We start from the raw sequence: 25,889 nt of genomic DNA, 5'->3' as shown, positions 1-25,889 counted from the left end.
CCAAAAAAAAGAGTGTAGTGTAATTCAGGTGTTAATTTCGTTTATCTTCTCCCCAAAGGAGTTTGTTGCGAAGGGTTTTTAAAAAACTCTCCTCCTGAATTTCGACCATTTTAATCGTAAAATCATTTTTCCGAATGGTTAGCACATGTTCTTTCGTCAGGGTAATCAAACGGGAATCTAAGGATACTAAAAATTGATCTTCCCTTCCCGAAACCCGTAAGCGAATGGTGGTGTGGTCAGGAATGACTAAGGGACGAGCATTCAAATTGTGAGGTGCAATAGGGGTAATCACCCAGCATTTGGCATCGGGCGTTAGCACGGGTCCTCCGCAACTTAATGAATAGCCGGTCGTTCCCGTAGGCGTAGCTACAATGAGTCCGTCGGCCCAATAGGAGGTTAGGTATTCATTGTCCAAATGGGTCTCAATAGTAATCATCGAAGTCGTGTCTTTGCGGCTCAACGTTACCTCGTTCATGGCGAAATTTAATGAAGGGATTTTGCCATCGTCGGGTGTGATTTGTAGCTCCAATAAGGTGCGTTCTGAAAAGGTATAGCGTCGTTCCAATACCAATTGTAAAAAAGCGTTGATGTTTTCTTTTTGAACTTTAGCCAAAAATCCCAACCGACCCGCATTAATGCCCAAAATCGGAATGCCCAAATCACGAACAAAAGTAGCAGCACGCAAAATTGTTCCGTCGCCTCCGATACTAATCATTAAGTCAAACCCCGATTGTAAATCTTCATACGATGAGAACGTTTTATACGATTTTTTGAGCAATTCATGTTCGTACAATATCTTTAGAAAATCGGCCTCAATGACCAAATCGACTTGATTTTCATTTAAAAAAAGGAAAATATCTCGAATGATAGGACGGGTGTCGTTTTGGTAATACTGTCCAAAGATGGCGATTCTCATACAATTAGATATTCAGAAAGCGATCCAAATACTCAGAGCGTTCTTTCAAATTATTTAAAAACATATCATCATGATGTTCAGAAACAATAGTGTAATTGTACCGTCTGAACGTTTGAATAATGTCATTCATAGGGCCGATGGCGATTTTGACCGTGATTTCCACTTGATCGCCAACAACATCCGAGATGAATGCTCCCAGCATTTTCGCATTATTGCTTTCTACAATTTGAGCGATCTGACTCATCGCATAATCGTTCAAGCCTTTTTGGACCACAATGATTCCTCCTTGTTCTTTTAGAAAAGGCGTTTCATGGAAAAACTTGATGATATCTTCCAACTCATAATACCCTAAATAATGGTTGTTTTCATCGTCTAATACGGGAACGATATTGGTGTGATTTTTTGCAAAAACTTCCAAAACATCCAACCACATCATGCTTTTACGGGCAAAAAATCCTTCTAAAACATAGCGGTAGTCCGAAAGTGGCTTGTCCATATCAAATGTCTCAACATCATCGGCAGCAATACAACCAATATAAATCCCTTCCTGAAGCACAGGGAAATTGGAAAAAGGAACTTTCAAAAAAAAGTCTTGCGCGTCAGCAACGTTTTGTAAACTGTCTAAAGCAGCATAGTCGTTGGTGATGTAATCATTGATGGCAGTCATAGGGAAGGATATTTCATGCAAAATAATCAATTTTTTCGTTCGGGTGTGCCGATTTTAACTTGTATTTTTGCATAATTAATCCACAATTCACATGACAAAACTAAGTGTCAATATCAATAAAATTGCTACGTTGCGAAATGCGCGAGGCGGAAATGTTCCCAATGTTGTTGAAGCAGCTGTTGCCATTCAGCGTTTTGGTGCACAAGGAATAACTATTCATCCAAGACCCGATGAGAGGCATATTCGCTACCAAGATGCCCGTGATTTACGCAGTGTAGTCACTACTGAATTTAATATCGAGGGGAATCCCCAACATAATTTTATCGATTTAGTGCTCGAATGCCGCCCCGAGCAAGTCACTCTTGTGCCCGATGCTATTGGTGCCATTACGTCCACTGCCGGTTGGGATACGGTGCGCCATCAATCGTATTTGCAAGAGGTAATCGCTGTATTTAAGGCTCAGGGAATTCGAACCTCAATTTTTGTAGATCCCGATGTGAAAATGATTGAGGGCGCCAAAGCCACAGGTACAGATCGGATTGAATTGTATACCGAAAGTTTTGCCCACCAGTACGCTTTGGGGAATGAACACGCCATCGCTCCTTATGCAGCAGCAGCGCAACGAGCTGTAGATTTGGAATTGGGGGTGAATGCAGGACACGATTTAAGTTTGGAGAACATTCGGTTTTTTAAGCAAAATATCCCCGGACTTTTAGAGGTTTCCATTGGGCACGCCTTAATATCAGAAGCCTTGTATTTTGGTCTGGATAATGTAGTGAATATGTACCTTCAAAAATTGAAATAATAGCATAACAATTCATAATTCATAACTCATAATTCTAAAAACATGTTGTTCTCCAGGATTGAAGGTGAAGGCAGGCCCTTAATTATTATTCATGGTTTCATGGGAATGTCAGACAATTGGAAGTCGTTTGCACCGCAATACGCATCGCTGGGTTATCAAGTCCATTTGCTCGATTTACGAAACCACGGCCGAAGTTTCCATGCCGACGAATTCAATTATGAAGTGATGATGCAAGATGTGATCGCCTACGCCAACGACCATCAATTGAAATCATTTGATATCAGCGGTCATTCGATGGGCGGAAAGGTGGCCATGTTGTTGGCTGTTCGTCATCACGAACGGGTACGAAAATTAATTGTGGCCGATATCGGACCCAAATATTACGCACCGCATCATCAAGATATTTTGGCCGGACTCAATGCGGTGGATTTTTCTCTTCAACCCGATCGTGCTCAAGTAGAAGAAATGCTGTTTCCCTTTATCCCTGATTTTGGTACGCGCCAATTTTTGATGAAAAATTTATACTGGAAAACCCCTGGTCAATTGGATTTTCGTTTCAATTTAAAAGTGTTTAATGAGAAAATCGAAGAAGTTGGCGCCGCTTTGCCCGAGCATACGGTTTTTGATCATCCAACGTTATTTTTACGAGGGGGTAATTCGCGTTACATTATAGCGTCAGACTGGGAAGGTATTCAACGTCATTTCCCGCAAGCCGTGTTAGATACAATCCCCAATGTTGGGCATTGGCTTCATGCAGAAAATCCAAAAGCGTTCTTTGAGATTACCGCGCGTTTTTTGCAAACATAGAAAGGTAATTTACTGCATAAAAAAAGGCTTCCGTAGGGAAGCCTTTTATTTAATTCGAAAACTAAATTAGTTTTTGATGAATTTTTTTACAGCTGTACCAGCTTCTGTTTCAAGGTTTACCATGTAAACACCAGCAGATAAATCACCTACGTTAACAGCGATATCAGCAACACCATTTGTATCCAAAGATTTAACAGTTCTACCGTTTAAATCTACAATACGGATAGCGTTTACTAGAGTGTTTTCTGCACTCTTAATGTTTAATACATTGTTTACTGGGTTAGGGAACGTAGAGAAAGCAGAAGATAAAACTTCACTTACGCCTAAGTTACCAGAAACTACGATATCATCCACAGACATTGAGTCAGCATCGTTAGCGATGTATTGAAAACGAACGCGAACATCAGCTTGACCTAAGTAAGGTGCCATATCGATAGAGATGTTTAAGGTTTCATAGTCAGTGTAAGGACCGTAATCTTCCTCAACCCACTCGGTAGTCCAAGTAGCACCACCATCTGTAGAAACGCGAGCTAAGATATCTCCATTTGGAAATGGATCTACTTGATACTCGTATCCACATTTAATGTTGAATGTCCAAGTAGCAGAAGAATATCCTACTAAACTGAACGATGGACTTGTTAAGTGTGAATCGTCATCTTGAGCAATCCACCCTTTAGCTGCTGATTTACCTCCAGTAATGTTAAAGGTTGCTTGTCCATTAGCATTGAAAATGGTTGTGGTAAAACCCCAAGGACGAGTAGCAACCAACGTTTCTGTTGTCCAACCTGTTGGAGGCCAATCAGTTCCTTGAAAATCCTGTGTAAGGATTTGGCTAAATCCAAAAGAAGAAGCCAACAATGTTAAAGAAAGTAATAGTTTTTTCATGTACATAAATTTATTAATTACAAAGCAAATCTAAGTAATATTATTATTTCTCACAATTTTTTTTACCTTTAAACCTGTTAAAATTTATTGCTTTTATGAAGAAACTTCTTGTGCGTGTGTTAGTTACCGCTCTACTGGTGATGATTATTCCTTATTTTTTGAAGGGAATTGTGGTCGATGCCTTTACAACAGCCTTAACGGTAGCACTGGTTTTAGGGGTATTGAATCTTTTTGTAAAACCCATTTTCGTGCTTTTTACCTTGCCGATAACCGTGTTTAGTTTAGGGCTATTTTTGCTCGTTATCAATGGAATGATGATCATGCTTTGCGATTATTTTGTTGACGGATTTGATGTCAAAAATATCGGTTGGGCAATGCTTTTTAGCATAGTGCTTTCACTCTCGCAGTCACTTGTTTACAGGTTGACCGAACTCAAAAAATAAGACTTTAAAAATCAATAGAATAAAACTTGGACGGGTTGCAGAAAAATTATACTTTTGCAACCCGATTTTATATACTAAAAATTAGTTCCATCTCATGAATATTACAAGAAATAATGTGGACGCTTTGAATGCAGTAGTGACTGTAGAAGTGAACAAAAGCGATTATGCAGACAAAGTACAGGAAGTGTTAACCAACTACCGTAAAAATGCAAGCATCCCCGGATTCCGCAAAGGGGCTGTGCCTATGACTTTAATCCAAAAACAATACGGAAAAGCAGTATTGTTGGATGAAGTAAATAAATTGTTACAAGAAAGTCTAAACAACTACTTGGTTGAAGAAAAATTAGACATCTTAGGGAATCCACTTCCTAAAGTAACTGAGGATTTCAACTGGGATACCGAAGATTTTAAATTCGAATTCGAATTGGGTCTTGCACCCGAATTCTCCGTGGATTTAGGGGCCAAAACAAGTGTAGTGAAATACAATGTGGTCGCTGATGATACCATGTTAAATGGTCAAATCGCCCGCATCCAAAAACAATACGGAAAAGTAATTGCCAAAGACAAAGTAGAAGAAGGAAATGATGTAGCGGGAATCTTCGCCAACGAAGAGCGCGGCATCAACAACCGTACAACACTTGATTTGGAAGACTTAGCCGACAAAAAAGCAGTAAAAGCAATCTTAGGTAAAAAAGTAGGTGATGTAGTTACCTTAAAAACCAAAGGCCTTTTCAACGACGATCACAAATTAATGGATGTACTCAACATCGGTCATGATGACGTACACGGTTTAGATATCGAAGTGACTTTTACCATTGATGAAGTAATCGGTTATGAGCCCGCAACCTTGGATCAAGAGTTGTTTGATCGATTGTTCGGACCCAAAGCGGTGACCTCTGTAGACGAATTAAAAGCGAAAATTAAAGAAGATGCCGAGCGTCAATTTGCCCAACAAGCCGACCAAAAATTCTTAAACGATGTGACGGAGTTCTTGGTGGAATCCACGAAGTTCGATTTACCCGCTGAATTCTTGAAAAAATGGATTCAAACCACCGGTGAAAACCCAATCTCTGCCGAAGAAGCAGCCACCGAATACGAGCGCTCTGAAAAAGGATTGCGTTACCAATTGATCGAAAGTAAAATCATGAAGGACAACAACCTTCAAATTACCTTCGACGAATTGAAAGACTACACCTCCGGTTTGATCAAGCAACAAATGGCACAATTCGGCCAAATGGATCCTTCCGACGAGGATGTGCAAGGCATCGTGGCCCGCGTCATGTCCAACCAAGATGAGGTACGTCGCTTGTCTGAACAAGTGATGAACCAAAAAATGTTGGATTTGTTCAAAAACAGCGTGAAAGCCAAAACCAAAGAGGTGAACTACGAAGACTTCGTGAAAGCGATGTACGGCGAGTTGAAACACTAATTCAAATAATATTGCTATATTTGAGCGTCAAAGTCTCCTCGATTTTGACGCTTTTTTTTAAATACGTTCTTACGGTTTTTTGGGCAGCATTTCCGGCTTTTGTTTCGGTACCGTTGTGCCGCTCGGTTCTTGTTTGGCCCCACAGGCGCTTCCTTCGGTCGCACTGCGGTTCCCACAATCACACGACCGCCACTTCCGGTGACCTCCACGGCAATCCGGGCTGCAATTCCCTACAAACCGTCACTTTGGCATTTCTATGAAAAGCGGTACAACCTTTGTACTCCTTTTCGCATCTAGTAAAAAAGAATATTAATTCATTTCATCACAACCTATGAATTTCGGAAAAGAATTTAAAAAATTTGCGACGAAAAAGCACGGGGTCAACAGCCTTTACTACGACAAAATCGTAGCTGGAATGACACCCTATATTATTGAAGAACGTCAATTAAACGTTTCGCAACTCGATGTGTTCTCTCGTTTGATGATGGACCGCATCATCTTTTTGGGCACAGGCGTTGACGATTATGTAGCCAACATTATCCAAGCGCAATTGCTCTTCTTAGAAAGCGTCGATGCTTCCAAAGACATTCAAATCTATATCAACTCCCCAGGCGGTAGCGTGTATGCCGGCTTAGGAATTTACGACACTATGCAGTACGTTAAACCCGACGTGGCCACCATTTGTACGGGTATGGCCGCTTCTATGGGAGCCGTACTCTTATGTGCTGGGGCCGCCGGAAAACGCTCGGCCTTACCGCATTCTCGTGTCATGATTCATCAACCTTCCGGCGGAGCGCAAGGCGTGGCCACCGATATGGAAATCAACTTGAAAGAAATGTTGAAATTGAAAGACGAATTGTACCATATTATTGCCAATCATTCGGGACAATCGTTTGACAAAGTATACAAAGACTCCGAACGTGACTACTGGATGATTGCCGATGAGGCCAAAGAATACGGTATGATCGACGAAGTATTACGCAGATAATTTTTAACAAGCTACTCAGCAACTGAGCCCCAAAGCCTCAACCGCTCATAGGCACAGTTTCTCAGCAGCTCAGCAGCTTACTTATGGCTAAAGAAGTTTTAGAATGTTCTTTTTGCGGACGTAAAAAACCCGAAACGAATTTGTTGATTGCCGGGATTAGCGCACATATTTGTGACCGTTGTATCGAGCAAGCCCATGGTATCGTTTTGGAGGAAATTCGCACCGGAGCAAGTGCCAAATCGGCAGCCGATTTGGTGTTGAAACACCCCAAAGAAATTCGTTCTTTTTTGGATCAATATGTCATTGGTCAAGAACAAACCAAAAAAGTACTTTCCGTAGCGGTCTACAACCACTACAAACGGTTAATGCAACCCCACGCCGCCGATGAAGTGGAAATCGAAAAATCCAACATCATCATGGTCGGACAAACGGGTACAGGCAAAACCTTAGTGGCCAAAACCATAGCCCGTATGTTGGATGTGCCTTTAGCAATTGTCGATGCTACCGTATTGACGGAAGCCGGATATGTAGGGGAAGACGTTGAAAGCATACTCACGCGGTTGATTCAAGCCGCCGATTACGATGTAGCCAAAGCCGAGCGCGGGATTGTTTTCATTGACGAAATTGATAAAATTGCTCGAAAAAGCGACAATCCCTCCATCACTCGCGACGTGTCGGGTGAAGGCGTTCAACAGGCCTTACTCAAATTATTGGAAGGTACCGTGGTCAACGTTCCCCCCAAAGGCGGACGAAAACACCCCGATCAAAAATTTGTGGAGGTCAATACCCAAAACATCTTGTTTATCGCAGGCGGTGCTTTTGACGGTATCGAACGCGTGATTTCTAAACGCTTAAATCGACAAGCCGTTGGGTACAGCAACCAAAAGAAAGAAGCGGTAGATAAAGATAATTTGTTGCAATACATTATCCCTAAAGATTTAAAAGACTTTGGTTTAATTCCCGAAATCATTGGTCGTTTACCGGTTTTAACCCACATGGACCCCCTCGACAAAGCAACCTTACGGGCCATTCTTACCGAACCCAAAAATGCCTTAATCAAACAGTATGAAAAATTGTTTGCCATGGATCATGTGGCTTTAACGGTGACCCATGAAGCGCTCGATTATATTGTTGAAAAAGCATTAGAATACAAATTAGGTGCCCGAGGCTTACGTTCGCTCTGTGAAGCCATTCTCACCGACGCCATGTACGAATTGCCTGGCTCCGACGAGCGAAATCTAGAAATAGACCAAGCCTATGCCGAGCATGCTTTGAATAAAAACTTACTGAAGCGATTAGAAATTGCTTCTTAAACATACAAGTAGCCGTCTCAATATCAATTTTGAGACGGCTTTTTTTTGGTAAACTACCCTCTCATAGGTTGTTAGCTCCCTTAATACCCCATCAAAACCTCTATTATTCTGAAATATCTATTTGATAAAAAAAATAGAATTTAATAGATAAAAGTTAGCGTATTAAAAAGTGAGGTGTTTAGCAGATTTTCACGCGATGCTCCTAGTAACAAGTTGTCATAAAAACGCTCTTTTCGCTAAAAATAGTTAACAAAAGCCAAGCTAATGCGTGTAATTTATACATTTTTTTTTTTAACTTTGATAAAAAATGAGAAAAACACCAAGGTCGGAGCGTTTATTGAGTCTAGTTTTTTGATTGTAAACCACGCGAAAATTTTTACGTTAGATGTATTTTTTGTGGATTTTGAACTTCGAACTGTTGAATTAGAAAAGTTAGGTTCAGAGAAAAATCACTTTCCCTAAACTTCATGATTGTTAAGAGTTATTACTTCAAGAGCCGAAGAGAGGGACAAGAGTAGGCAAGAACTTAAATTTTAGAGATTATGAAAATCAGATTGTTGAATTTAATTTTATTATCGCTTTTAATGACTAATTTCCATTTTTATGGACAAGAAGAAGCACAAAAAATTTTTCAAAATAAAAACTACATCAAGGTTGATAATCATTGGAGAGTATTAAACACATCTGATCTTCAATATTATCAAGTTATTGACAATCAAATTACCATAAAATTTACTGATGAAACCTCAGATGCCGCTATTCAAAATTTTATAGTAGCACAAAATTTAACTTTTATTAGAAAAGCTGCTACGGGATGGTATGATTTTCAAGTTAATCAAAACTTAGATATCTTTCAACGATCTGCCAACATTGTTAGTGAAAATATTGTTTCTCATCTTGAAATACCTACTTATGGGAAATATGATCAAACCTCAAACGATACGCAACAATCAAATCAATGGGCTTTAGATAGAATTCAAGCTAAAGAAGCTTGGGACATTGAAACTGGAAAACCTAGTCTAGTTGTAGCTTTGATAGACTCAGGTACAGATTGGACGCATGAAGATTTGGGACTTGGTACAGATGGTTATCAAAATATATATTTCAATCCCGGAGAAGATGCATGGTCAGACCCGAATAATCCTCAAACTGGAAACGGCATTGATGATGATAACAACGGGTTAATTGACGATTGGAAAGGTTGGAATTTTCCATTAAATAATAATGATTCAAGACCGATTTCAAATCCGCATGGTACTAGAATAGCAGGAATAGTAAGTGCAAAAACAAATAATAATAAAGGTATTGCTGGAATAGCTGGAGGATGGAATAATCTCGGATGTAAATTGCTTACTATTAATATAGGAGACACAAATCCTAGTTTTATATCATTAGATGATGCTATTTTATACGCTTGTGAAAAAGGAGCTAAAATAATTCAGTTAACTGTATCGGGTGCTTCAAGTACGGCAATTAATGATGCTATTGAGTATGCTTATGATAATTACGAAGCTATTATTGTATGTTCTTCTGGTAATTATGGAGTTGATACAGTGACATATCCAGCTAATCATCCAAAGGTTCTGGGTGTTGGAGCTAGTAATCAAAATGATCAAAAATGGTTAGGTTCTTGTTATGGAGAAAATTTGTTTATTGTTGCTCCTGGAGTAGGTACAATTAGTACATCTGTAAACAACTCATATTCCTTCCCAAACCAAGGTACTGGAACATCTTTTTCTTCACCAATGGTTTCTGCAACAATTGCCTTAATGTTGTCTATTAACCCTTGTTTATCGCAACTAGAAATAAAGGATATATTGGCCTCTACAGCGGAAAAAGTTGGAAGTTACGATTATCAATATAATGCTGACTTTCCCGGAAAATCGTTAGAGTTTGGATATGGTAGATTAAACACCTATCAGGCAGTTTTAGAAGCACAATTACGTTACAAAGGATTAGACTTAGTCATAAAAGATTCACCTTCAGAAACAGGGGAAGAACCCAATACAACAACACAATATTTTTGGGCGAGTGAAGATATTTGGATTAGAAACTATCAGGATGGTGGTTTAGATCATCAAAATCCTGAATATAGCGCAACGACTCCCAATTATATTTATGTAAGAGTTAAAAATAATGGTTGTGAAGCAACTACGGGTACAGAAAGATTAAACACCTATTGGGCAAAAGCATCTACGGGTTTAAACTGGCCTGAAATGTGGAACGGAGCCACATTTAATGGAAATACTTCCATTTTATTAGGAAACACAATAGGTAATGTTATTATTCCGGTACTACAACCGGGTGAAGAGGTGATAATGCATATGCCATTTACAGTGCCAAACCCTGCAATATATAACGGGATTTTTTCAGAACCATGGCATTTTTGTTTGTTAGCTAGAATTGTTTCAGCTATTGATGAAATGACTTTTCCTGAAACACCAGATTTAGTTCAAAACGTAATTAATAATAATAACATTGCTTGGAAAAACATAACTATTGTTGACTTAGAAACCGATAATCCTACAAAACAAACGATAGGTGGTGTTATTGCTGTTGGCAACACATTTGATACACCCAAATCATTTTATTTGGAGTTAGTGAAAGAAGATTTAGAAACCGGTAAACCTATATATGAAGAAGCAGAGGTAACCTTAAAAATGGACGAGGTTTTATACCAAGCATGGGTTCGTGGGGGTAAAAAAGCTGAACGTTTGGAAAATACAGTAGAGGATAAAATAAAAGTTATAAAAGGCAACCATGTATTTTTGCAAGATGTAGAGTTTAATCCTAAAGAAATAGGAGCATTATATCTTAAGTTTAATTTTCTTACTGAAGAAATAACTAATAAATCTAAGTATGTATATCATGTAATACAACGTGAAACAGGGACAAATAAAATTATTGGTGGCGAAACTTATGTAGTTAAGAAAAAATCTAGACCTTTATTTATTGCAAATCCGGGTGCTGATAAAGAAGTAGATAAAAATGATGTCATTACGATATATGCGGAACAAATAAATGAAGCAGCTATTTATAATTGGTATGATATCGAAAATAATCTGGTATATCAAGGCAAAGATTTAACAGTAGATGCCGATGTTGCCAAAAAATATAGATTAGAAGTAATTGCGCTGGCTGATGGATATAAAGATTATGGTGAAATAGAAGTAAAAATAAAACCAAGCTATCTCAACATGATAACGCCAAATCCTGCGTCAGAAACTATTGAAGTGAGTTATCAACTAAATGAAGTTAGTTCTGCCTATTTGATGATTATTGGTTATTATGGCAATGCATCCACTTCAAATAATTATATTTTAGATTTGAATACTACATGCAAGAATATAGATGTACGCTACTTTCAAAATGGTTTTTACACCGTTGCCCTTGTATGTGACGGACAAATACTAGACGCTAAAACATTTGTTAAACATTAATAAAAACATTATGAGAACATTATTTTTTGCAATCATAACTTTAATCACTTTAAACAGCTGTAGTGAAAGTGACAATACACCTTCACCTTTTGTGCCTGTAACAATAACTCCTGTTTTAATTGGCAAGGGGAATGACATTTCTGGCTTAACACAAATTTCATTAAAAATAACAAATCAAACAGATTGGAATACTTTACTAAGTTCTATGAATTCTGTCTCAAATACATTTGCACAAACTACCATAGATTTTGTTAATTATGATATCATTGCAATTATTGATGATGAAAGGCCGTGTACAAATTTTTCCATTAATATTGATAGTATAACTGAATATGAAAATAATATTACAGTACAATATTCAAGTTCGGGTGATATTAACAATTGTTTTAATGCTGTTGTTCAACCTTATCACATCGTCAAAATACCAAAGTCATCAAAACCGGTTATTTTTCAATAAAGATAAAAGCTGTTCGAGAGGACAGTTTTTTTTGGAATAGATTACTTTTGGTAGCTAAAAGAAAAAAACGACTTTATATAAAAATACCCCCTTCAAGCGAGAACATCTTATTTGTGGCGCTAATGACTAAACAAATGAATGAGCAGAAAATAAAAGTTTGGCTAAAAGGGGTGCCAATTTTGTTTCAATTACAACGGTAAACGGGCTTAATTTTTATTTGGTGGTAAATCATCCAACGAATAGGTTAATCGATTTTTTTGGTTTAAAATCTTAAAGTATCATAGTTAAAATATTGTATGTCAAACATTAAAAATCATAAAAAACCGCCTCAGTTTTGAGACGGCTTTTTTTATACACTAACCTCAAATTTATTTCAGTAAGCCACCTCCAGAATTTACTTTCTCCGTTTGAATATCGGTGTTTTCTTTCTGAAGTTTTAGATTACCAAAATTATACGTCAACGAAATCCGGAATACACGCGAGTCAATCTTCTCACGGAAACGGGTGTCCAAATTTTCTCCAGCCACCAAAGCATTGATGTTGTTTTGATTGAACAAATCCATCGCATGGAGACCAATTTTTAGTTTTTTATCCATAAACTCCTTGTGGAAGGAAATATCAAATTGCTGAATGGGTTTGGTAATACGGTAGATTTCCCAGTTTCCATTGCCCGGTAAAATGAAATAATTCATCACATTTTTGATGCCCCAAGGCAAAATGATTTGCGCCTGTGCCCCATAATTGAACAAGCCTTCTGTACCGTAAGGCAGCGAAACGCCACGCAACTCCGACTTGATGTAATTCACATTCACAAATATGTAATTCATTTGATCCATGTTGTTCATGCGTTTTTGAAACTCCTCTTTTCCCTTAAAAAAGTAATCCAACGGAATGGGGAAACTCGCAAAAGCACTGAAGGTTCTAAACTCCTCAAACTGGCGGAAAGTAGCATTGCTAATGGGTGTGGTGGCATTGGGATCAGCACTGAAAACAAACAAGTTGTTGTCTTTGCTGAGGGTATAATTGGCTCCTAATTGAACAAATTGGAAGGCCGAAAATTTCAGTTCAAAGTTGTCCAAGAACGTCGGATTCAACAATGGATTTCCTTGCGACGCATTGAACTGGTCAAAATTGGAACTGTTGTTTGGATTCAGAGCGAAATAATTCGGTTGGTTGATTTTTTTTGAATACGAGGCCGAAACATTCAATTGATCCGTGAAGGCATAAAGGGCGCTTACATTGGGGAAAAGATTTCGATTGGTGAATGTTACTTTCTGCGCTAAAGTGTTCGTCAAACGGTCAATATGGAAGTTTTCGTAGCGTAAACCAGCGGTCAGACTCAATTTTTTAAACTGTTGGCGCGCTTCCACATAAAAGGCCAAGTTGTCTTCGCGATAGTCGAAGGTAATCACGTTGGGGGTCACACTATTTAAAAAGTAGTTTCCATCTTGAACCACCGACAAATAATTGTATTTACCTCCCGTGGAAAGGGTTAACTTCCATTGGGGAATAGGAAAGACAAAATCGTACTTCAAGTAATGATTGTTTAAATGGAAAACCGAATTACTCGAATTAGTAAATGTATTCGACGTGGCTAAATCAAAGGCTGATGCCGACGAAATTGGCTTTTGATCCAAGAAATTGGAATAGGCTGTAACATCAAACGAAGACCCAATGGTGTCTAATTTTTGTTTAAACTGCAAACTCAATTCGTGATTGTAGCTTTTGTTTTTAGACAACCCTTCGTTGCGGTAATCGATGTTGTCGCCTAACGTGCTGTTTTCGAAACGACTGCGCTCATTGGCCGCATTAACATTGTAATTGAACAATAGATTAGAACGTTCATTAAAGCGGTAATTCGTTCCTCCGCGAAAATAGAAATTGCGGTAAATATTGACCCCAAAATTTTCCTGGTCCAAAAATTTATCGGGCGTAAAAGCAGTAAAGGTTTGAGTGATACGACGGCGATTTTCTCCTTCAATGTAGTTATACCCCGTCATGGTTTGCCAACTCAATTTACCTGATTTTCCGTTCACTAGCACTTGTGGACTCGGTTTTTGGTATTTGTTGAAGTTGTAATTGATATTAAAACTCGCATTAATTCCCGCTTTGCGTTTTGCATTGGTCACAATATTAATAATTGAACCACTCGCATTGGCATCATACGAAGCGCCAGGATTGTATATCAATTCTACTTTTTCAATCGCATTGGCGGGCAGTGAACTCAGGTAATTTTGCAAATCGGTTCCCGCCAAAGAAGTAGGTGCTCCATCGATAAAAATACGAACACCTCGACCGTTTAGCGAAATTTCTCCCGTTGGCGAGGTAATCACGCCGGGTAATTTTTTGATAGCATCCAGACTACTGCCGCTACTCACCATCGGGTTATCTTTGATGGAGACCGTCGTTTTATCGGATTCGACTTTAATGTATTTGCGTTTTTGCGCAATAGTTACCTCATCAAGGGTCGTTACCTTGGTTTTGATCGAATCGTTGGCTTGACTTTTTTCGGGATTGTTTGGTTCTTGCGCGAAGGCGCTAAAGCCTACTATGAGCAGTAGGGTGAAATAAGTTGATTTCATGATTGTGATTGATTGATGATGACAAATAAGACTCAGGTGTCGAAAATTTGTTACACCGCAATCACAAAAAAAAGTTATGAAGGAAGTTGTGCCTTTGAGGAGGGTGCCGATGGAACGTCAATGGTCACACAACGACGGCCATAACATTTCATCCGTTTTGGACCACAGGCCGCAAAACATACTGCCAAAACGAGTAGGATTATTTTTCTCATAAGAAATGTGGTGTTTGTTGTAATCCCAAAAGTTGCTCCAAATAATCCCGTTGGTTGGATAATCGTGGAATTTTGTTTTGTCCCCCCAATTTATTGCGTTCTTTTAGCCAATCGTAGAATAAATTCTCTCGGGCGACATTCACTTTCAAAGGGTTTAAGGTCATATTATTGTAGCGTTTGGCTTCGTAATCAGAATTTAACGATTGCAAGGTTTCGTCCAAAAGCTTTGCAAAAGTCTCAATCGACTCGGGTTTTTGAGCAAATTCGATCATCCATTCATGGGCGCCCTTTTCTTTGTCTTGCATAAAAATAGGAGCCACGGTATAATCTTTAATTTCACATTGCAACTGTTTACAGGTTTCGGCCAAAGCGCGATCGGTATTTTCTACCATCAATTCTTCGCCAAACACATTGATGAAATGTTTGGTGCGACCCGAAACGCGAATTCGATAAGGATTCAGTGACGTAAAACGTACGGTATCGCCAATCATATAGCGCCATAAGCCCGAGTTGGTAGTGATGACCACGGCATAGTTTTTATCGCGTTCTACTTCGGCCAACCGAACGATTTTTTGCGCTGAAGTGCCAAAAGTGTCCATCGGGATGAATTCATAAAAAATACCATAGTCCAACATCAACAGTAAATCACTGGAAAAATTTTGATCTTGAATGGCAAAAAAGCCTTCGCTGGCATTGTAAATTTCGTAATACTTGAACTCCGCTTTTGGAATTATCTTTTGGTATTGTTCACGATACGGTTCAAAACTAACCCCGCCGTGAAAATAAACTTCCAAATTGGGCCAAAGTTCCAATAAATTCGTTTTTCCTTCTTCGTGCAACATGCGGTTAATCAACACAAGCATCCATGAGGGAACTCCGGCAAAACTGGTAACATTTTCATTTTTGGTTTCTTGAATAATGGCGGCCAATTTGGTTTCCCATTCGCTCATCAACGAAGTTTTATTACTCGGAGTGCTACTAAATTCGGCCCAAAGCGGCATGTTTTCAATGAGAATTGCCGACAGGTCTCCGAAATACGTATTGTTGTTGGCATAGATTTGCGAACTGCCTCCAAGGCGTAAACTTTTTCCCAAAAACAACCCCGAATCGGGATTATTATGCAAGTACATGGCCAATAAATCTTTACTGCCTTTATAATGACAGTCTTCTAAGGCTTCGTTACTTACGGGGATAAATTTGCTTTTGGCATTGGTCGTTCCGCTCGATTTGGCAAACCACTTAATCGGGGAATGCCAAAAAATGTTTTGATACCCTTTGCGGGTTTCTTCAATCATCGGTTCTAAATCCTCATAGCTGGATACGGGCACCCGATCGATGAAGGTTTGGTAACTTTTTACCGATGCAAAATCATATTTTTTACCCACTACCGTTTCCTCACAATTCCGGATGAGATTCAATAACAAATCTTCTTGAACTTCATTGGGGTATTTTAAAAACAACTCAATTTGGTGAATTCGCTGTTTCAACACCCATGAGGCGATGGAATTGATAATGGGAAATGGCATAAAAAATGGTTTTAAATCACTGTGTTTTAGCCGGAGACAAAAACGATTTCATTTTTAGGTAACCGGCACAATGAAGTGATTAGTATAGCTAGTTAAAAGTACAAAAAAATATGTTTTTGTGCTCAAAGAAATGGTGAAAAAGAACAAATTTTATTCCCAAAACATTGTACTTCTTTTATCTTTACGTACAAATAATCTAAATGCAATTCATAATGGCTTACGAAGGTGTATTAACCAAAATGCAAACCGAGTTTCAAGATCCCATTCAATATTATTTGGTTTTTGAAAACAGTTTTTTACACATGAACCAACTTTTGGGGAAGCCTCTTGCCATACACCATACGGGTTACCAATGTTTGCATTGTGGGAAAGCCAAGAAAATTTTTAGACAAGGATTTTGTTACGATTGTTTTATGCAAAGTCCGTCGGCAGGCGATTGGATCATGAAGCCCGAATTGAGTACCGCCCATTTGGATATTGAAGATCGGGATTTGGCATATGAAAAACGAATCCAATTACAACCCCACATTGTTTATTTGGCCCTTTCGAGTGAGGTCAAAGTGGGTGTTACCCGCAAATCGCAAGTGCCTACACGCTGGATTGATCAAGGAGCCGTGCAAGCCCTTCCTATAGTAGAGGTACCTAATCGCTATTTGGCAGGAATTACCGAAGTAGCGTTGAAACAGTATTTTGCCGATAAAACCAATTGGAAAAAGATGTTGAAAAACGAAGTGCCTGCCGCCGATTTACTCCTCATGCTAACCACATTAGCCGAAAAACTCCCCGAAGAAGTGCGTCCTTATTTTGATCTAAATGCCAACAAGATATGGGAATTACACTATCCCGTATTGCAATACCCTTCCAAAGTGGCAAGTCTTAATTTGGACAAGTCGCCTTTTTATGAAGGAAAACTGGTAGGTGTCAAAGGGCAATATTTAATTTTTGAAGATCAAACGGTGTTTAATGTGCGCACCTATGAAGGCTATGCGGTAAAAATAGAAGTATAAAAAAACGACCAAGATTTTCTTGGTCGTTGTATTTTAAGAAAGAGCGGCAACTTAAAGTCGCACGACACAGCCTAAGTTAAGACTTCCAGCAATATTGCGTACGTCAATCATAGGATTTTTTGAAACATCTGTCATTCCAGAAAACGCTTGATAGTCAATAAGTAATCCGGTACGTTTGTTCAAGAAGATTTTGTACCCAATACCAAATGAGAGTCCGATTTGAGTCCCCTCAACGAATTCTGAAATATCTTCACCACCGGATTTCGCAGAGGTCAATACCCCGCCTGTCAAACCGAAGTTCAAATTCCAAGCCCGACTGGAACCAAAGTGCCAATTGGCATTCACTGGGATTTGAATGTAATTTAATTTTTCATCAAAGCCAAAAACTTCAACGCCCATAGTTTGCGATTGCAATCCCGTACGTATACTCCAGCGGTTGTTAAAATAAAAATCGCCGAGCACACCAAATTGAAGGGTGTTTAAGCCATCAGCACCTGACGTTGAACTATACGTTGACGAATGATACCCGATGTAAGGGGTAAGTTCAACATCGCCGCGAATGCGTTTTTGAGCAGTGGCACACAATCCTGTGGCAAGTACTGCAATAAGAATGATTTTTTTCATGGTAAAGAATTAGTAATATCAGTGCGAAGATACTATTTCTTTTTACCCAACAACCCTTTTAACAAATCTCCGGCCTTATTTTTTACCGCTTCTTTTGAAGAGGCTTTGGCGGTGTCCCCGGGTTTTGTATTTCGATCGATAATTCGTCCTATCTCGTTTTTCGTTTTGTCGACCAATTTATTCTTTTGTTGTTGTGCCAATCGGTTGGCGAGCGTGGTCGTGGCTGCCTTTAAATCGGTGGTTACTTTGGGGTTAGTAAAATTTCCTGCAATAGTCGCGTTGATAGGAAGTGTACCCAACGCATTGATTTCTGCTGGAGAAAGTTTTGCCAAAAGCGCATTGGCCTCGCGCCCTAAATATTTTGCAGGAACATCAAGGGTCAAACCATAGCGCAGGGTTTGGTCAAAACCGTGTGAACCATTGACGCTTACTTTAATATCTTGGTAGTTTAGGTCAAACGGTTTGAGGGTAACGCGGCCATTTTCAAAATGAAGGGCCGTTTTGAGGTTGTTTAAATTCAGTTTGTTCAAATCAATGAATTTGAGTTGCCCATCCAAGGCTTGTAAGAGTTTGGAGTTGTTCGAATTGACCGTGGTAGACAACAATTGCCCCATCAAATCGCCGTTGAGACTTTTCAGATCAGGTGTCATTTCGGTTGCGTTTAAGGATCCTTTCAACTGTACTTTGGAATTGAATTTTCCATTGATAACGCCTGCAATTGGAGCCACTTTTTTAAACATTTCAAGTTGGGTGAAGGTTTGTGCAATGTCAACTTGGTTTAACCCCAAGTCCATCGCAAAAGTGGGTACTTTCGTTTGCGTTGAAACATCACCATTAAAGGTAATTTGCCCGCCGAAAATGTTTGTTTTTACATTCTCCAGGGTTACTTTTTGATCTTTAATAATTAACTTTCCTGCACAGTTTTTCAACGTTAAATTGTCATACAATACCGTATTGGCTTTGGCAGTGAGTGTACAATCTAAGAAGGCTGGAATTTTAAGCGGTTCTTTGTTTTTTGCAGTCTCGCTTTGGGCCGCTTTTTCGGTAGTCATAAAATCACTTACTGCAATTTGATTGGAGGTCAGGGTAAAGTTGCCTTCCAAGTTTTGGTTGCGGAAGAGGTAGCCATAAAAATTTTCCAGTACACCACTCACGCCCAAATCACTTTTTCCTGTTTTTGCTTTAAATTCTTTCAACACAACACGACTCGGATTGAAAGCAACCAATACTTTACTGATGTCCATTGTTTTACCGCTTTCATCGGTATAACGAAATCCGGTGAGGTCAATTTCCCCTTCGTTTTTGATACGCGCGTAGTCACTTTTTTCTACGGCAGCCATATCAAATTCAGTGCTCACATCAGCTTTGATAATACCCGACAAAGGTTTGTCAACGGCAATAGGGTAGGCTTTTGAAAAATTGGCTAGGTTGACGACCCCTTTTAATTGGGCGTTCACTAGGGCATTTTCAGCGATGTTTTTGAGGGTGGCTTTGGCATCAAATACATCTTGGTCAACGGCAAACGACAAGCGGTTTAGGTTGACATAGGTGTCGTTGACTTGCCCAGTTTCATTTACAATTTTGGTATCAATGTGAATGTTTTTTATGGCTTTGGGCAAGTTGGGATATTGAAATGAAGCGTTGTTTGAGGCAATGGCCACCGAAAATCGGGGAATTGAGGTCTCTGTTAACTGACCTTTGGCAAATCCTTTGATGCTGCATTGTCCCGTTGTTTTTACATTATCGATATTACTGCGGTAGGCAGCGGGAATCAACCCGAGGAAATTTTTAAAGTCGGAAGTGGGCGTTTCAAACGTCAAGTCATACACTTGGGCTTTTTCCAAAAGCTGAATAAATCCATTGAATTTTAGAGGTAAATCGTTGATTTTGGCTTCGTTCTTTTTAAAGCTGTATTTGCTTTGTTTTAGATCCAAACCCAAAATGGCATCCAAACTCACGGGAATGTTTCGCATATAATTGGCTTTGTCCATCGAAAACGAAACGTTGGTGGATGTGTGGGTATCTAAATCCAAGACATCATTGCTAAAATCGCCTACACCGGTATGTTGGATGCTGTCGAGGACCACCTTCATGTTTGAGGCTTGATCGGTAAAACGAAAGCGGTAATTTTCAATTTCATAGGATTTAATTTTAAAAGACAGCGGTTTGCTTTCTTCGGCAGCTCCTTTTTCATCTGGTTTTTTTAACGCAATATCATAGTTGCCGATACCTTCTTTGTTGAGAATAACATTGATGAGTCCATTTTTTGTCGCAATGGCATCGACTTGCATGGGTTCGGTTTCATCATTGAACAATTCCATGACCGACAATTTCAAGGCTAAGGATTCAAAAGCGACCAAAGTATCCCCTTCGAAAGGTGCTTTATTAATAATCGCCATTTTCTCGATACTTACCGTTGCTTTTGGGAAATTTCGAAAAAGACTTACCTCGGCATCGGCAAAAGAGACGGTAGCATTGACACTTTCGTTGAGTGCTTTTTCAATACGGGCTTTAATTTGATCTTTGAAAAAATACGGAATTGCAAAAGCCGCTATAAGGAGTACTCCCAACGTGATTCCGGTAATTTTGGCGATTTTCTTCAACATAATGAGTGGTTTTAAAGGGCTTGGCAAAAATCTTGCCTAAAACGAGATAAAACAAAAATAATCTTTTCTAGCGGAGTCTATCGTAAGGGAAATGCTAAAAAAAATAAAAAAAACCGCCTGATGTTAGGCGGTTTATAGGTTATTGAATTTCGAGTTCATAAGGAACGCGTGCCATGACGCCTCGTTGACGAGCCAGCACTTGAATGCGTTGGAATACGGCATAATTTTCAGCTCCCATGGTTTCTTTTAACAACGATTCCCGACTTTGAATGAGTCCCATTTCTTCAAAAAAGGCAAAGACTTCGCGTTCGTATTCAGGAAATTCTTGGGTGCGGTATTTTTTGATTTTAGCCAATTTGGCGGCTTCTGCAAGGGCTTCTTCCATCCCGCCAATAGCATCGACCAAACCAATTTTGGTCGCATCTGCTCCGCTCCATACGCGTCCTTGGCCAATAGCGTCTACTTGCGCAGGCGTTAGTTTTCGTCCGTCGGCTACTCGTTTGACAAAGGTAGCATATACGCGTTCTACTCCTTCCTGGGTCACGGCTCGGAAACTTTCATCCATAGGGCGAAACGGACTATACCCGTTGGCTTGTGCGTTGGTTTGTACCTGATCAACCGTAAGACCGATACGTTGGCTTAATTCGGCAAAATTGGGAATCACCCCAAAAACACCAATCGATCCTGTAATAGTCGTTTCTTCGGCAAAGATTTTATTTGCATTACAAGCAATGTAATACCCTCCTGAAGCGGCATAGTTCCCCATCGAAACGACAACGGGTTTTACCTTCTTGGTGAGTTCAATTTCTCGCCAAATCAAGTCCGAAGTCAAAGCATTCCCCCCCGGACTATCAACGCGTAATACGATCGCTTTTACATCTTCATCGCGACGCGCGGCGCGAATAGCTCTGCGCATGGCACCATCACCGATGATATTGACGTCGCCTTCCCCTTCTGCAATTTCTCCTTGCGCATAAATCACAGCAATTTTATCGGAACTTTCCAAATCCATCGCCGCTGTTGCATTGGCTTCAGCATAATCCACAATCGAAACCGTATTGTATCCCGTATCTTTTTCTACATCCAGCGCTTTACGAATGACATCGTGGTAATGGTCTTCATAAGTAATGCCATCAATCAAACGGCTGGCTTTGGCCATTTCCGGAGTTCGCGCACCTAAATTATCTGCGATAGCATTCAATTGTTCAATCGAGAGTTTACGACTGGCACTAATGTCTTTCAACATAGAAGTCCAAAGCGATTGAATCAATTGATTGGTTTGTTCACGGTTGGCCTCACTCATTTTTTCCTCCAAAAAGGGCTCTACAGCGCTTTTGTATTTCCCGTGGCGAATTACTTCCATCTTTACACCCGATTTTTCTTGCATGTTTTTAAAGAACATCACTTCAGCTGAAAGTCCTTTAAAATCCAATTCCCCAACCGGATTGATATATACTTTATCGGCCACAGAAGCCAAGTAATAGTCTTTTTGCGAATACACGTCGGCATAGGCGTATACGAATTTCCCTGATTTTTTAAAATCGGTAAGGGCATCCCGCAGGGCTTTGGTTTGTGCCATGCCCAGGGCTGAATTGGAATTAATAATCGAAATTCCTTTGATATCCGTATCGCCTTTTGCATACGATAGCGCATGGATAATATCCATCAACCCATCATGGTTTTCGGTATATTGCCCAATATCGGTAAAGTTGATTTTCCCCGCATAATCGAGAGAAACTTGAGATAAATCCAGTTCGATGACTGAATTGGATTCCACCGCTACGGTTTCTTCATCCCCCCCAAACAGGGCAGCAATAATGATGAGACCGAAAAACGAAATCATAAAAAACAGAAACAGTCCCACTAAGGTGGCCAACACATTACTTAAAAATCGCATAACTTTTTTTTCTAATTAGTTGTCAAAGCATTGAAAATGTTACGTTTTGTTTTCTTTAATTTTAAAGAAATAGTTATCAACACAGACGGCAAAAATAAGGTAAACTGACTAACTTTTACTTATTTTGCGCTCCATGAATGCTCAACATACCCTTGTCATCGCTTTAGGTACCAATATGGGGAACAAACCCGAGAATTTGGTGCAATGTGTGGCGCAAATCCATCAGGAGATTGCCACGGTTGTCGCTATTTCCTCGATGTATGAAAGTGATTCTTGGGGATTTGAAAGCGCCTCTTTTTACAATTGTGTGCTAGTGGCACATTCATATAAACCGCCTCAAAAGTTATTGAAAGCATTTCAACGCTTGGAGCAAACGATGGGACGAAAGGCAAAATCAACTCCGGGCTATCAAGACCGCATCATCGATATTGATATCATCAGTTACGATGAGGAGTGTTTCACAACCGAAACCTTGACCTTGCCCCATCCGCATTTGGCCGATCGTTTGTTTGTATTGCGCCCTTTGCAGGAAGTGCTCCCGTATTGGAAAGACCCACGCACGGGAATTTCGGTAACGGCTTTACTTAATGCATGCTCCGACAAGGGACGATGCGAGCGGGTGGGTTCGATGCCTCAACCCTTAGCAAAAATCACCTTAGATAAGTTTAACTACATTGCCATCGAAGGGAACATCGGTGCTGGGAAAACCACGTTGGCTTCAAAAATTGCAGCGGATTTCAATGGAAAAACGGTTTATGAACGCTTTGCCGACAATCCGTTTTTACCTAAATTTTACAAAGACCAAAGTCGGTACGCTTTTCCGTTAGAAATGTCATTTTTGGCCGATCGCTATCAACAAATTTCCGACGACCTTTCACAATTTGATTTGTTCAAAGATTTTATCGTAGCCGATTACCACATTTTTAAGTCACTTATTTTCGCCAAGGTCACGCTAGCCGATGACGAATATCGATTGTACAAAACCCTTTTTGATATCATTTACAAGGAAATGCCTAAACCTGATTTGTACATTTATTTGTATCAAAATACGGAGCGTTTGTTGGCGAATATCCGTAAGCGAGGGCGCAGTTATGAGCAAGAAATTCCCGCCGATTATTTGGAACGAATCAACAGTGGGTATTTGGATTTTATCAAAACGCAACAAGGCTTAAATGTATTGGTCATTGATGTTTCTGAACTGGATTTTGTAAAACATCAATCGGACTACGTTTTTATTCTTGATAAAATTCAGGAAAGTTTATCGCTTTAAACTAAAATGGCCCAATTGAGGCGCAGCAGATTCATTTGCTTGAAAGCGAAACCAATAATCATCTGCGGGGGCCAGCTGACCATTGAAAAGCCCATCCCAAGCGGGCGTATTGGCATCTAAGGCTTTTACTATTCTTCCAAAACGGTCAAAAATAACAATAGTGGTTTGGGCATTCCATTCAAGTCCTTTTGGAGTCCATTGATCGTTGATACCATCACCATTAGGGGTGAAAAAGGAGCTAAAAAAAGTGGCATTAAAAGGATAGACAACCAATCCACAGCCATGAATTTCACGAACCGTTGCTATATAATTCCCTCCCGTAGGTAACGTAAAAAATGGAGTCTCTTGAAAGTTCAAACTGTCAATGCTGTATTCATAATCACCGGGATTGACCATGAAAAGGCTAACTTCTAAGCCATTAACCAAAACGGAAGCAATTTGAGGAACAAAGTAGGTGTTGACGGTAAAGGTTTTACTGTCCGAGCACCCTTCAGGCGTCGTTACCGTAACGGTGTAGGTTCCCGCTTGGGAAACTGTTATCGCATTGGAAGTACTTCCATTAGACCACACATACGCTCCATTGGGAAATGACACACTAAGGGTACCTGTTTGATTTTCACACCATTCTAAGATTTCGTCATTCCCCAAGTCGGGACTCGGAAATAAGGGTATGGAAATAGGGATGCGTCCAGAGCGACAGCCGTTGTTGTCGGCCTCTACATAAAATATGATTGCATTAGTTAGTGGTGGCGTTGAAAATGTTGCGCCCGTAGCCAAAGCAATTGTCGTGGTAGGGTCGTCATACCAGCGAAGAATCCCCGCCGTAGTGGTGGCGCTCAAAAGTTGCGAATTTCCAGCACAGGCCGTAGTTGTGGGTCCAACCGTGACTATGGGAATATCTCGTATCAAAGCTACCAAAGGCGTTCGGGGGATGTTGGGACAATCAACCAAAGCGGCAAAATAAACCGTTGTTGACGCTAGAACGGGGGTGGTAAATGTCGGTCCTGTAGCAATAGGGGTTCCTCCAGCCGCACTCGTGTACCAGGCAATCGGATTACCAGAAGCATTGACCGAAAGGGTTACACTTCCCGGACCACAAGATTCTCCTTCGGTGATACTATTGATTTGTACCATATATACCGAGGTGCTCGTAGATAATTGCAGTATGGGATCATTGGGCATCCCTCCAAACTCAACAATATAGCCTTGCGGTTGATAGGGTCCGCTCGCTTCTCCGGTATTGGATAAATCATTCCAAGAGCCGGGAATTCCAACCCCTGGAGCGGTGATGTGTGCATAATCCTCATTTCCCATATTGTTGGGTTCTCCTGAATTCCAAAACGCATACGAGAGTAAAGTGCCCATTTCAGGGCCCGACATCCAACGCCATTGTCCCTCGATTTGTTGGTCACTTGCGCCAATCCAGCCAGTGCCTGAAGCTTGATTTCCAGCAAATGTTGCCTCGTCGGCCGAGGTGAGCGTAGCCAAATACCCTTGTAACCCAAAATAGTTGCTGGCCGCAGCCAACGTTAGTGCATCACTCCAGGTAATCCCCACATTGGGTACAAAAAGGTAATAATGCCCCGTAGCGGGGAGATAATTCGCATCACCCACAGCGATGGCGAAGGTTCGTGTTCCCGTGGGCGCAGGGTGGTTGCTTTGATATACTACCCCTAAAATGGCGGCTTGTAATTCGGCGTATGTAGGTTGACTCGTAATTCCGGTCAGGGTTAGTTTTCCCGCAGCAGCGTCCCAAGAGCTACTGATGTTTGGGTGAACTCCCGTAAGCATTAAAATATCTTGCCCCACGACATAGCCTCCCGAAATTTGCACCGTCACTTGTTGGGTTCCCGTATCATCGGGGTCGATAAATGACATAGCGGTAGCAATGGGTAGGGCCGTACCGGGGCAATAGGCTTGATTACCTGTAGCTTGTAATATCGGAGCAATATTGGATGTTTGCGCTCCAAGGGTACAACTTAAAAACAAAAAAAGTACGAGTAGGCGACACATAC

The 25,889-nt window shown here is 40.2% G+C and carries 20 protein-coding genes; 10 read left to right on the top strand and 10 right to left on the bottom strand.

Annotated elements, in window-relative coordinates:
• Positions 1 to 31 precede the first annotated feature (31 nt).
• Positions 32 to 916: an NAD kinase gene (locus BUC17_RS08680; protein WP_073363422.1), complete on the bottom strand. Its 885-nt coding sequence runs from the start codon at positions 914 to 916 to the stop codon at positions 32 to 34.
• A gap of 4 nt (positions 917 to 920) precedes the next feature.
• Complete coding sequence (locus BUC17_RS08675) at positions 921 to 1,583, bottom strand: CBS domain-containing protein (RefSeq protein ID WP_073363420.1); 663 nt, start codon at positions 1,581 to 1,583, stop codon at positions 921 to 923.
• A gap of 91 nt (positions 1,584 to 1,674) precedes the next feature.
• On the opposite strand from BUC17_RS08675, the gene BUC17_RS08670 reads away from it, so the two are divergent.
• Both BUC17_RS08670 and BUC17_RS08665 read left to right on the top strand, forming a co-directional pair.
• Entirely contained in the window at positions 1,675 to 2,388 is a 714-nt protein-coding gene (locus tag BUC17_RS08670) for a pyridoxine 5'-phosphate synthase (RefSeq protein ID WP_073363419.1), read from the top strand.
• Between the two features lie 42 nt (positions 2,389 to 2,430).
• Complete coding sequence (locus BUC17_RS08665) at positions 2,431 to 3,195, top strand: alpha/beta fold hydrolase (protein ID WP_073363417.1); 765 nt, start codon at positions 2,431 to 2,433, stop codon at positions 3,193 to 3,195.
• A gap of 66 nt (positions 3,196 to 3,261) precedes the next feature.
• Here the strand turns inward: BUC17_RS08665 and BUC17_RS08660 are convergent, their stop codons facing one another.
• Entirely contained in the window at positions 3,262 to 4,080 is an 819-nt protein-coding gene (locus BUC17_RS08660) for a T9SS type A sorting domain-containing protein (RefSeq protein WP_073363416.1), read from the bottom strand.
• A 95-nt stretch (positions 4,081 to 4,175) separates the two neighbouring features.
• Here BUC17_RS08660 and BUC17_RS08655 point away from each other — a divergent pair, with 95 nt between their 5' ends.
• From BUC17_RS08655 to BUC17_RS08625, 6 genes are all read left to right on the top strand, one after another.
• Positions 4,176 to 4,523, top strand: coding sequence for a phage holin family protein (locus BUC17_RS08655; protein WP_073363414.1), 348 nt, complete (start codon positions 4,176 to 4,178; stop codon positions 4,521 to 4,523).
• A gap of 94 nt (positions 4,524 to 4,617) precedes the next feature.
• A complete protein-coding gene (gene tig / locus BUC17_RS08650; RefSeq protein WP_073363413.1) occupies positions 4,618 to 5,952 on the top strand; it encodes a trigger factor in 1,335 nt (444 codons plus the stop codon).
• Positions 5,953 to 6,283: 331 nt separating this feature from the next.
• Positions 6,284 to 6,940, top strand: coding sequence for an ATP-dependent Clp endopeptidase proteolytic subunit ClpP (clpP, locus tag BUC17_RS08645; RefSeq protein WP_073363411.1), 657 nt, complete (start codon positions 6,284 to 6,286; stop codon positions 6,938 to 6,940).
• An 83-nt stretch (positions 6,941 to 7,023) separates the two neighbouring features.
• Positions 7,024 to 8,253: an ATP-dependent Clp protease ATP-binding subunit ClpX gene (clpX, locus tag BUC17_RS08640; RefSeq protein ID WP_073363409.1), complete on the top strand. Its 1,230-nt coding sequence runs from the start codon at positions 7,024 to 7,026 to the stop codon at positions 8,251 to 8,253.
• Positions 8,254 to 8,795: 542 nt separating this feature from the next.
• Complete coding sequence (locus BUC17_RS08630; RefSeq protein WP_083544826.1) at positions 8,796 to 11,693, top strand: S8 family serine peptidase; 2,898 nt, start codon at positions 8,796 to 8,798, stop codon at positions 11,691 to 11,693.
• Between the two features lie 10 nt (positions 11,694 to 11,703).
• Positions 11,704 to 12,150: a protease complex subunit PrcB family protein gene (locus tag BUC17_RS08625; protein ID WP_073363404.1), complete on the top strand. Its 447-nt coding sequence runs from the start codon at positions 11,704 to 11,706 to the stop codon at positions 12,148 to 12,150.
• A gap of 368 nt (positions 12,151 to 12,518) precedes the next feature.
• Here BUC17_RS08625 and BUC17_RS08620 read toward each other — a convergent pair whose 3' ends face one another.
• From BUC17_RS08620 to BUC17_RS08615, 3 genes are all read right to left on the bottom strand, one after another.
• Positions 12,519 to 14,732 carry a TonB-dependent receptor domain-containing protein gene (locus BUC17_RS08620; RefSeq protein WP_073363403.1) on the bottom strand — a complete coding sequence of 738 codons (2,214 nt, stop codon included), beginning with the start codon at positions 14,730 to 14,732 and terminating at the stop codon, positions 12,519 to 12,521.
• Between the two features lie 74 nt (positions 14,733 to 14,806).
• Complete coding sequence (locus BUC17_RS14090) at positions 14,807 to 14,944, bottom strand: hypothetical protein (protein WP_159433941.1); 138 nt, start codon at positions 14,942 to 14,944, stop codon at positions 14,807 to 14,809.
• A complete protein-coding gene (locus BUC17_RS08615) occupies positions 14,941 to 16,470 on the bottom strand; it encodes a GH3 auxin-responsive promoter family protein (RefSeq protein ID WP_073363401.1) in 1,530 nt (509 codons plus the stop codon). The genes BUC17_RS14090 and BUC17_RS08615 overlap by 4 nt, the downstream gene beginning before the upstream one ends.
• Positions 16,471 to 16,682: 212 nt before the next feature.
• Here BUC17_RS08615 and BUC17_RS08610 point away from each other — a divergent pair, with 212 nt between their 5' ends.
• A complete protein-coding gene (locus tag BUC17_RS08610) occupies positions 16,683 to 17,477 on the top strand; it encodes a DUF2797 domain-containing protein (RefSeq protein ID WP_073363400.1) in 795 nt (264 codons plus the stop codon).
• Between the two features lie 51 nt (positions 17,478 to 17,528).
• Here BUC17_RS08610 and BUC17_RS08605 read toward each other — a convergent pair whose 3' ends face one another.
• The 3 genes from BUC17_RS08605 to sppA form a co-directional block, all read right to left on the bottom strand.
• Positions 17,529 to 18,101 carry an outer membrane beta-barrel protein gene (locus BUC17_RS08605; RefSeq protein ID WP_073363398.1) on the bottom strand — a complete coding sequence of 191 codons (573 nt, stop codon included), beginning with the start codon at positions 18,099 to 18,101 and terminating at the stop codon, positions 17,529 to 17,531.
• A 32-nt stretch (positions 18,102 to 18,133) separates the two neighbouring features.
• Positions 18,134 to 20,707, bottom strand: a complete 2,574-nt coding sequence (locus tag BUC17_RS08600; RefSeq protein WP_073363397.1) for an AsmA family protein — start codon at positions 20,705 to 20,707, stop codon at positions 18,134 to 18,136.
• A 139-nt stretch (positions 20,708 to 20,846) separates the two neighbouring features.
• Positions 20,847 to 22,604, bottom strand: a complete 1,758-nt coding sequence (sppA, locus tag BUC17_RS08595; RefSeq protein ID WP_073363395.1) for a signal peptide peptidase SppA — start codon at positions 22,602 to 22,604, stop codon at positions 20,847 to 20,849.
• A 133-nt stretch (positions 22,605 to 22,737) separates the two neighbouring features.
• Here sppA and folK point away from each other — a divergent pair, with 133 nt between their 5' ends.
• Positions 22,738 to 23,874, top strand: coding sequence for a 2-amino-4-hydroxy-6-hydroxymethyldihydropteridine diphosphokinase (folK, locus tag BUC17_RS08590; RefSeq protein ID WP_073363393.1), 1,137 nt, complete (start codon positions 22,738 to 22,740; stop codon positions 23,872 to 23,874).
• On the opposite strand, the gene BUC17_RS08585 is transcribed toward folK, so the two are convergent.
• Positions 23,863 to 25,887: an Ig-like domain-containing protein gene (locus BUC17_RS08585; protein ID WP_073363392.1), complete on the bottom strand. Its 2,025-nt coding sequence runs from the start codon at positions 25,885 to 25,887 to the stop codon at positions 23,863 to 23,865. The genes folK and BUC17_RS08585 overlap by 12 nt on opposite strands.
• Positions 25,888 to 25,889 lie beyond the last annotated feature (2 nt).

Source organism: Flavobacterium fontis, assembly GCF_900129405.1.
In the GTDB taxonomy this organism is placed as follows: Bacteria; Bacteroidota; Bacteroidia; order Flavobacteriales; family Flavobacteriaceae; genus Flavobacterium; species Flavobacterium fontis.
Note: the sequence above shows the minus strand (reverse complement) of the source record. Positions and strands in the feature narration are given on the sequence as shown.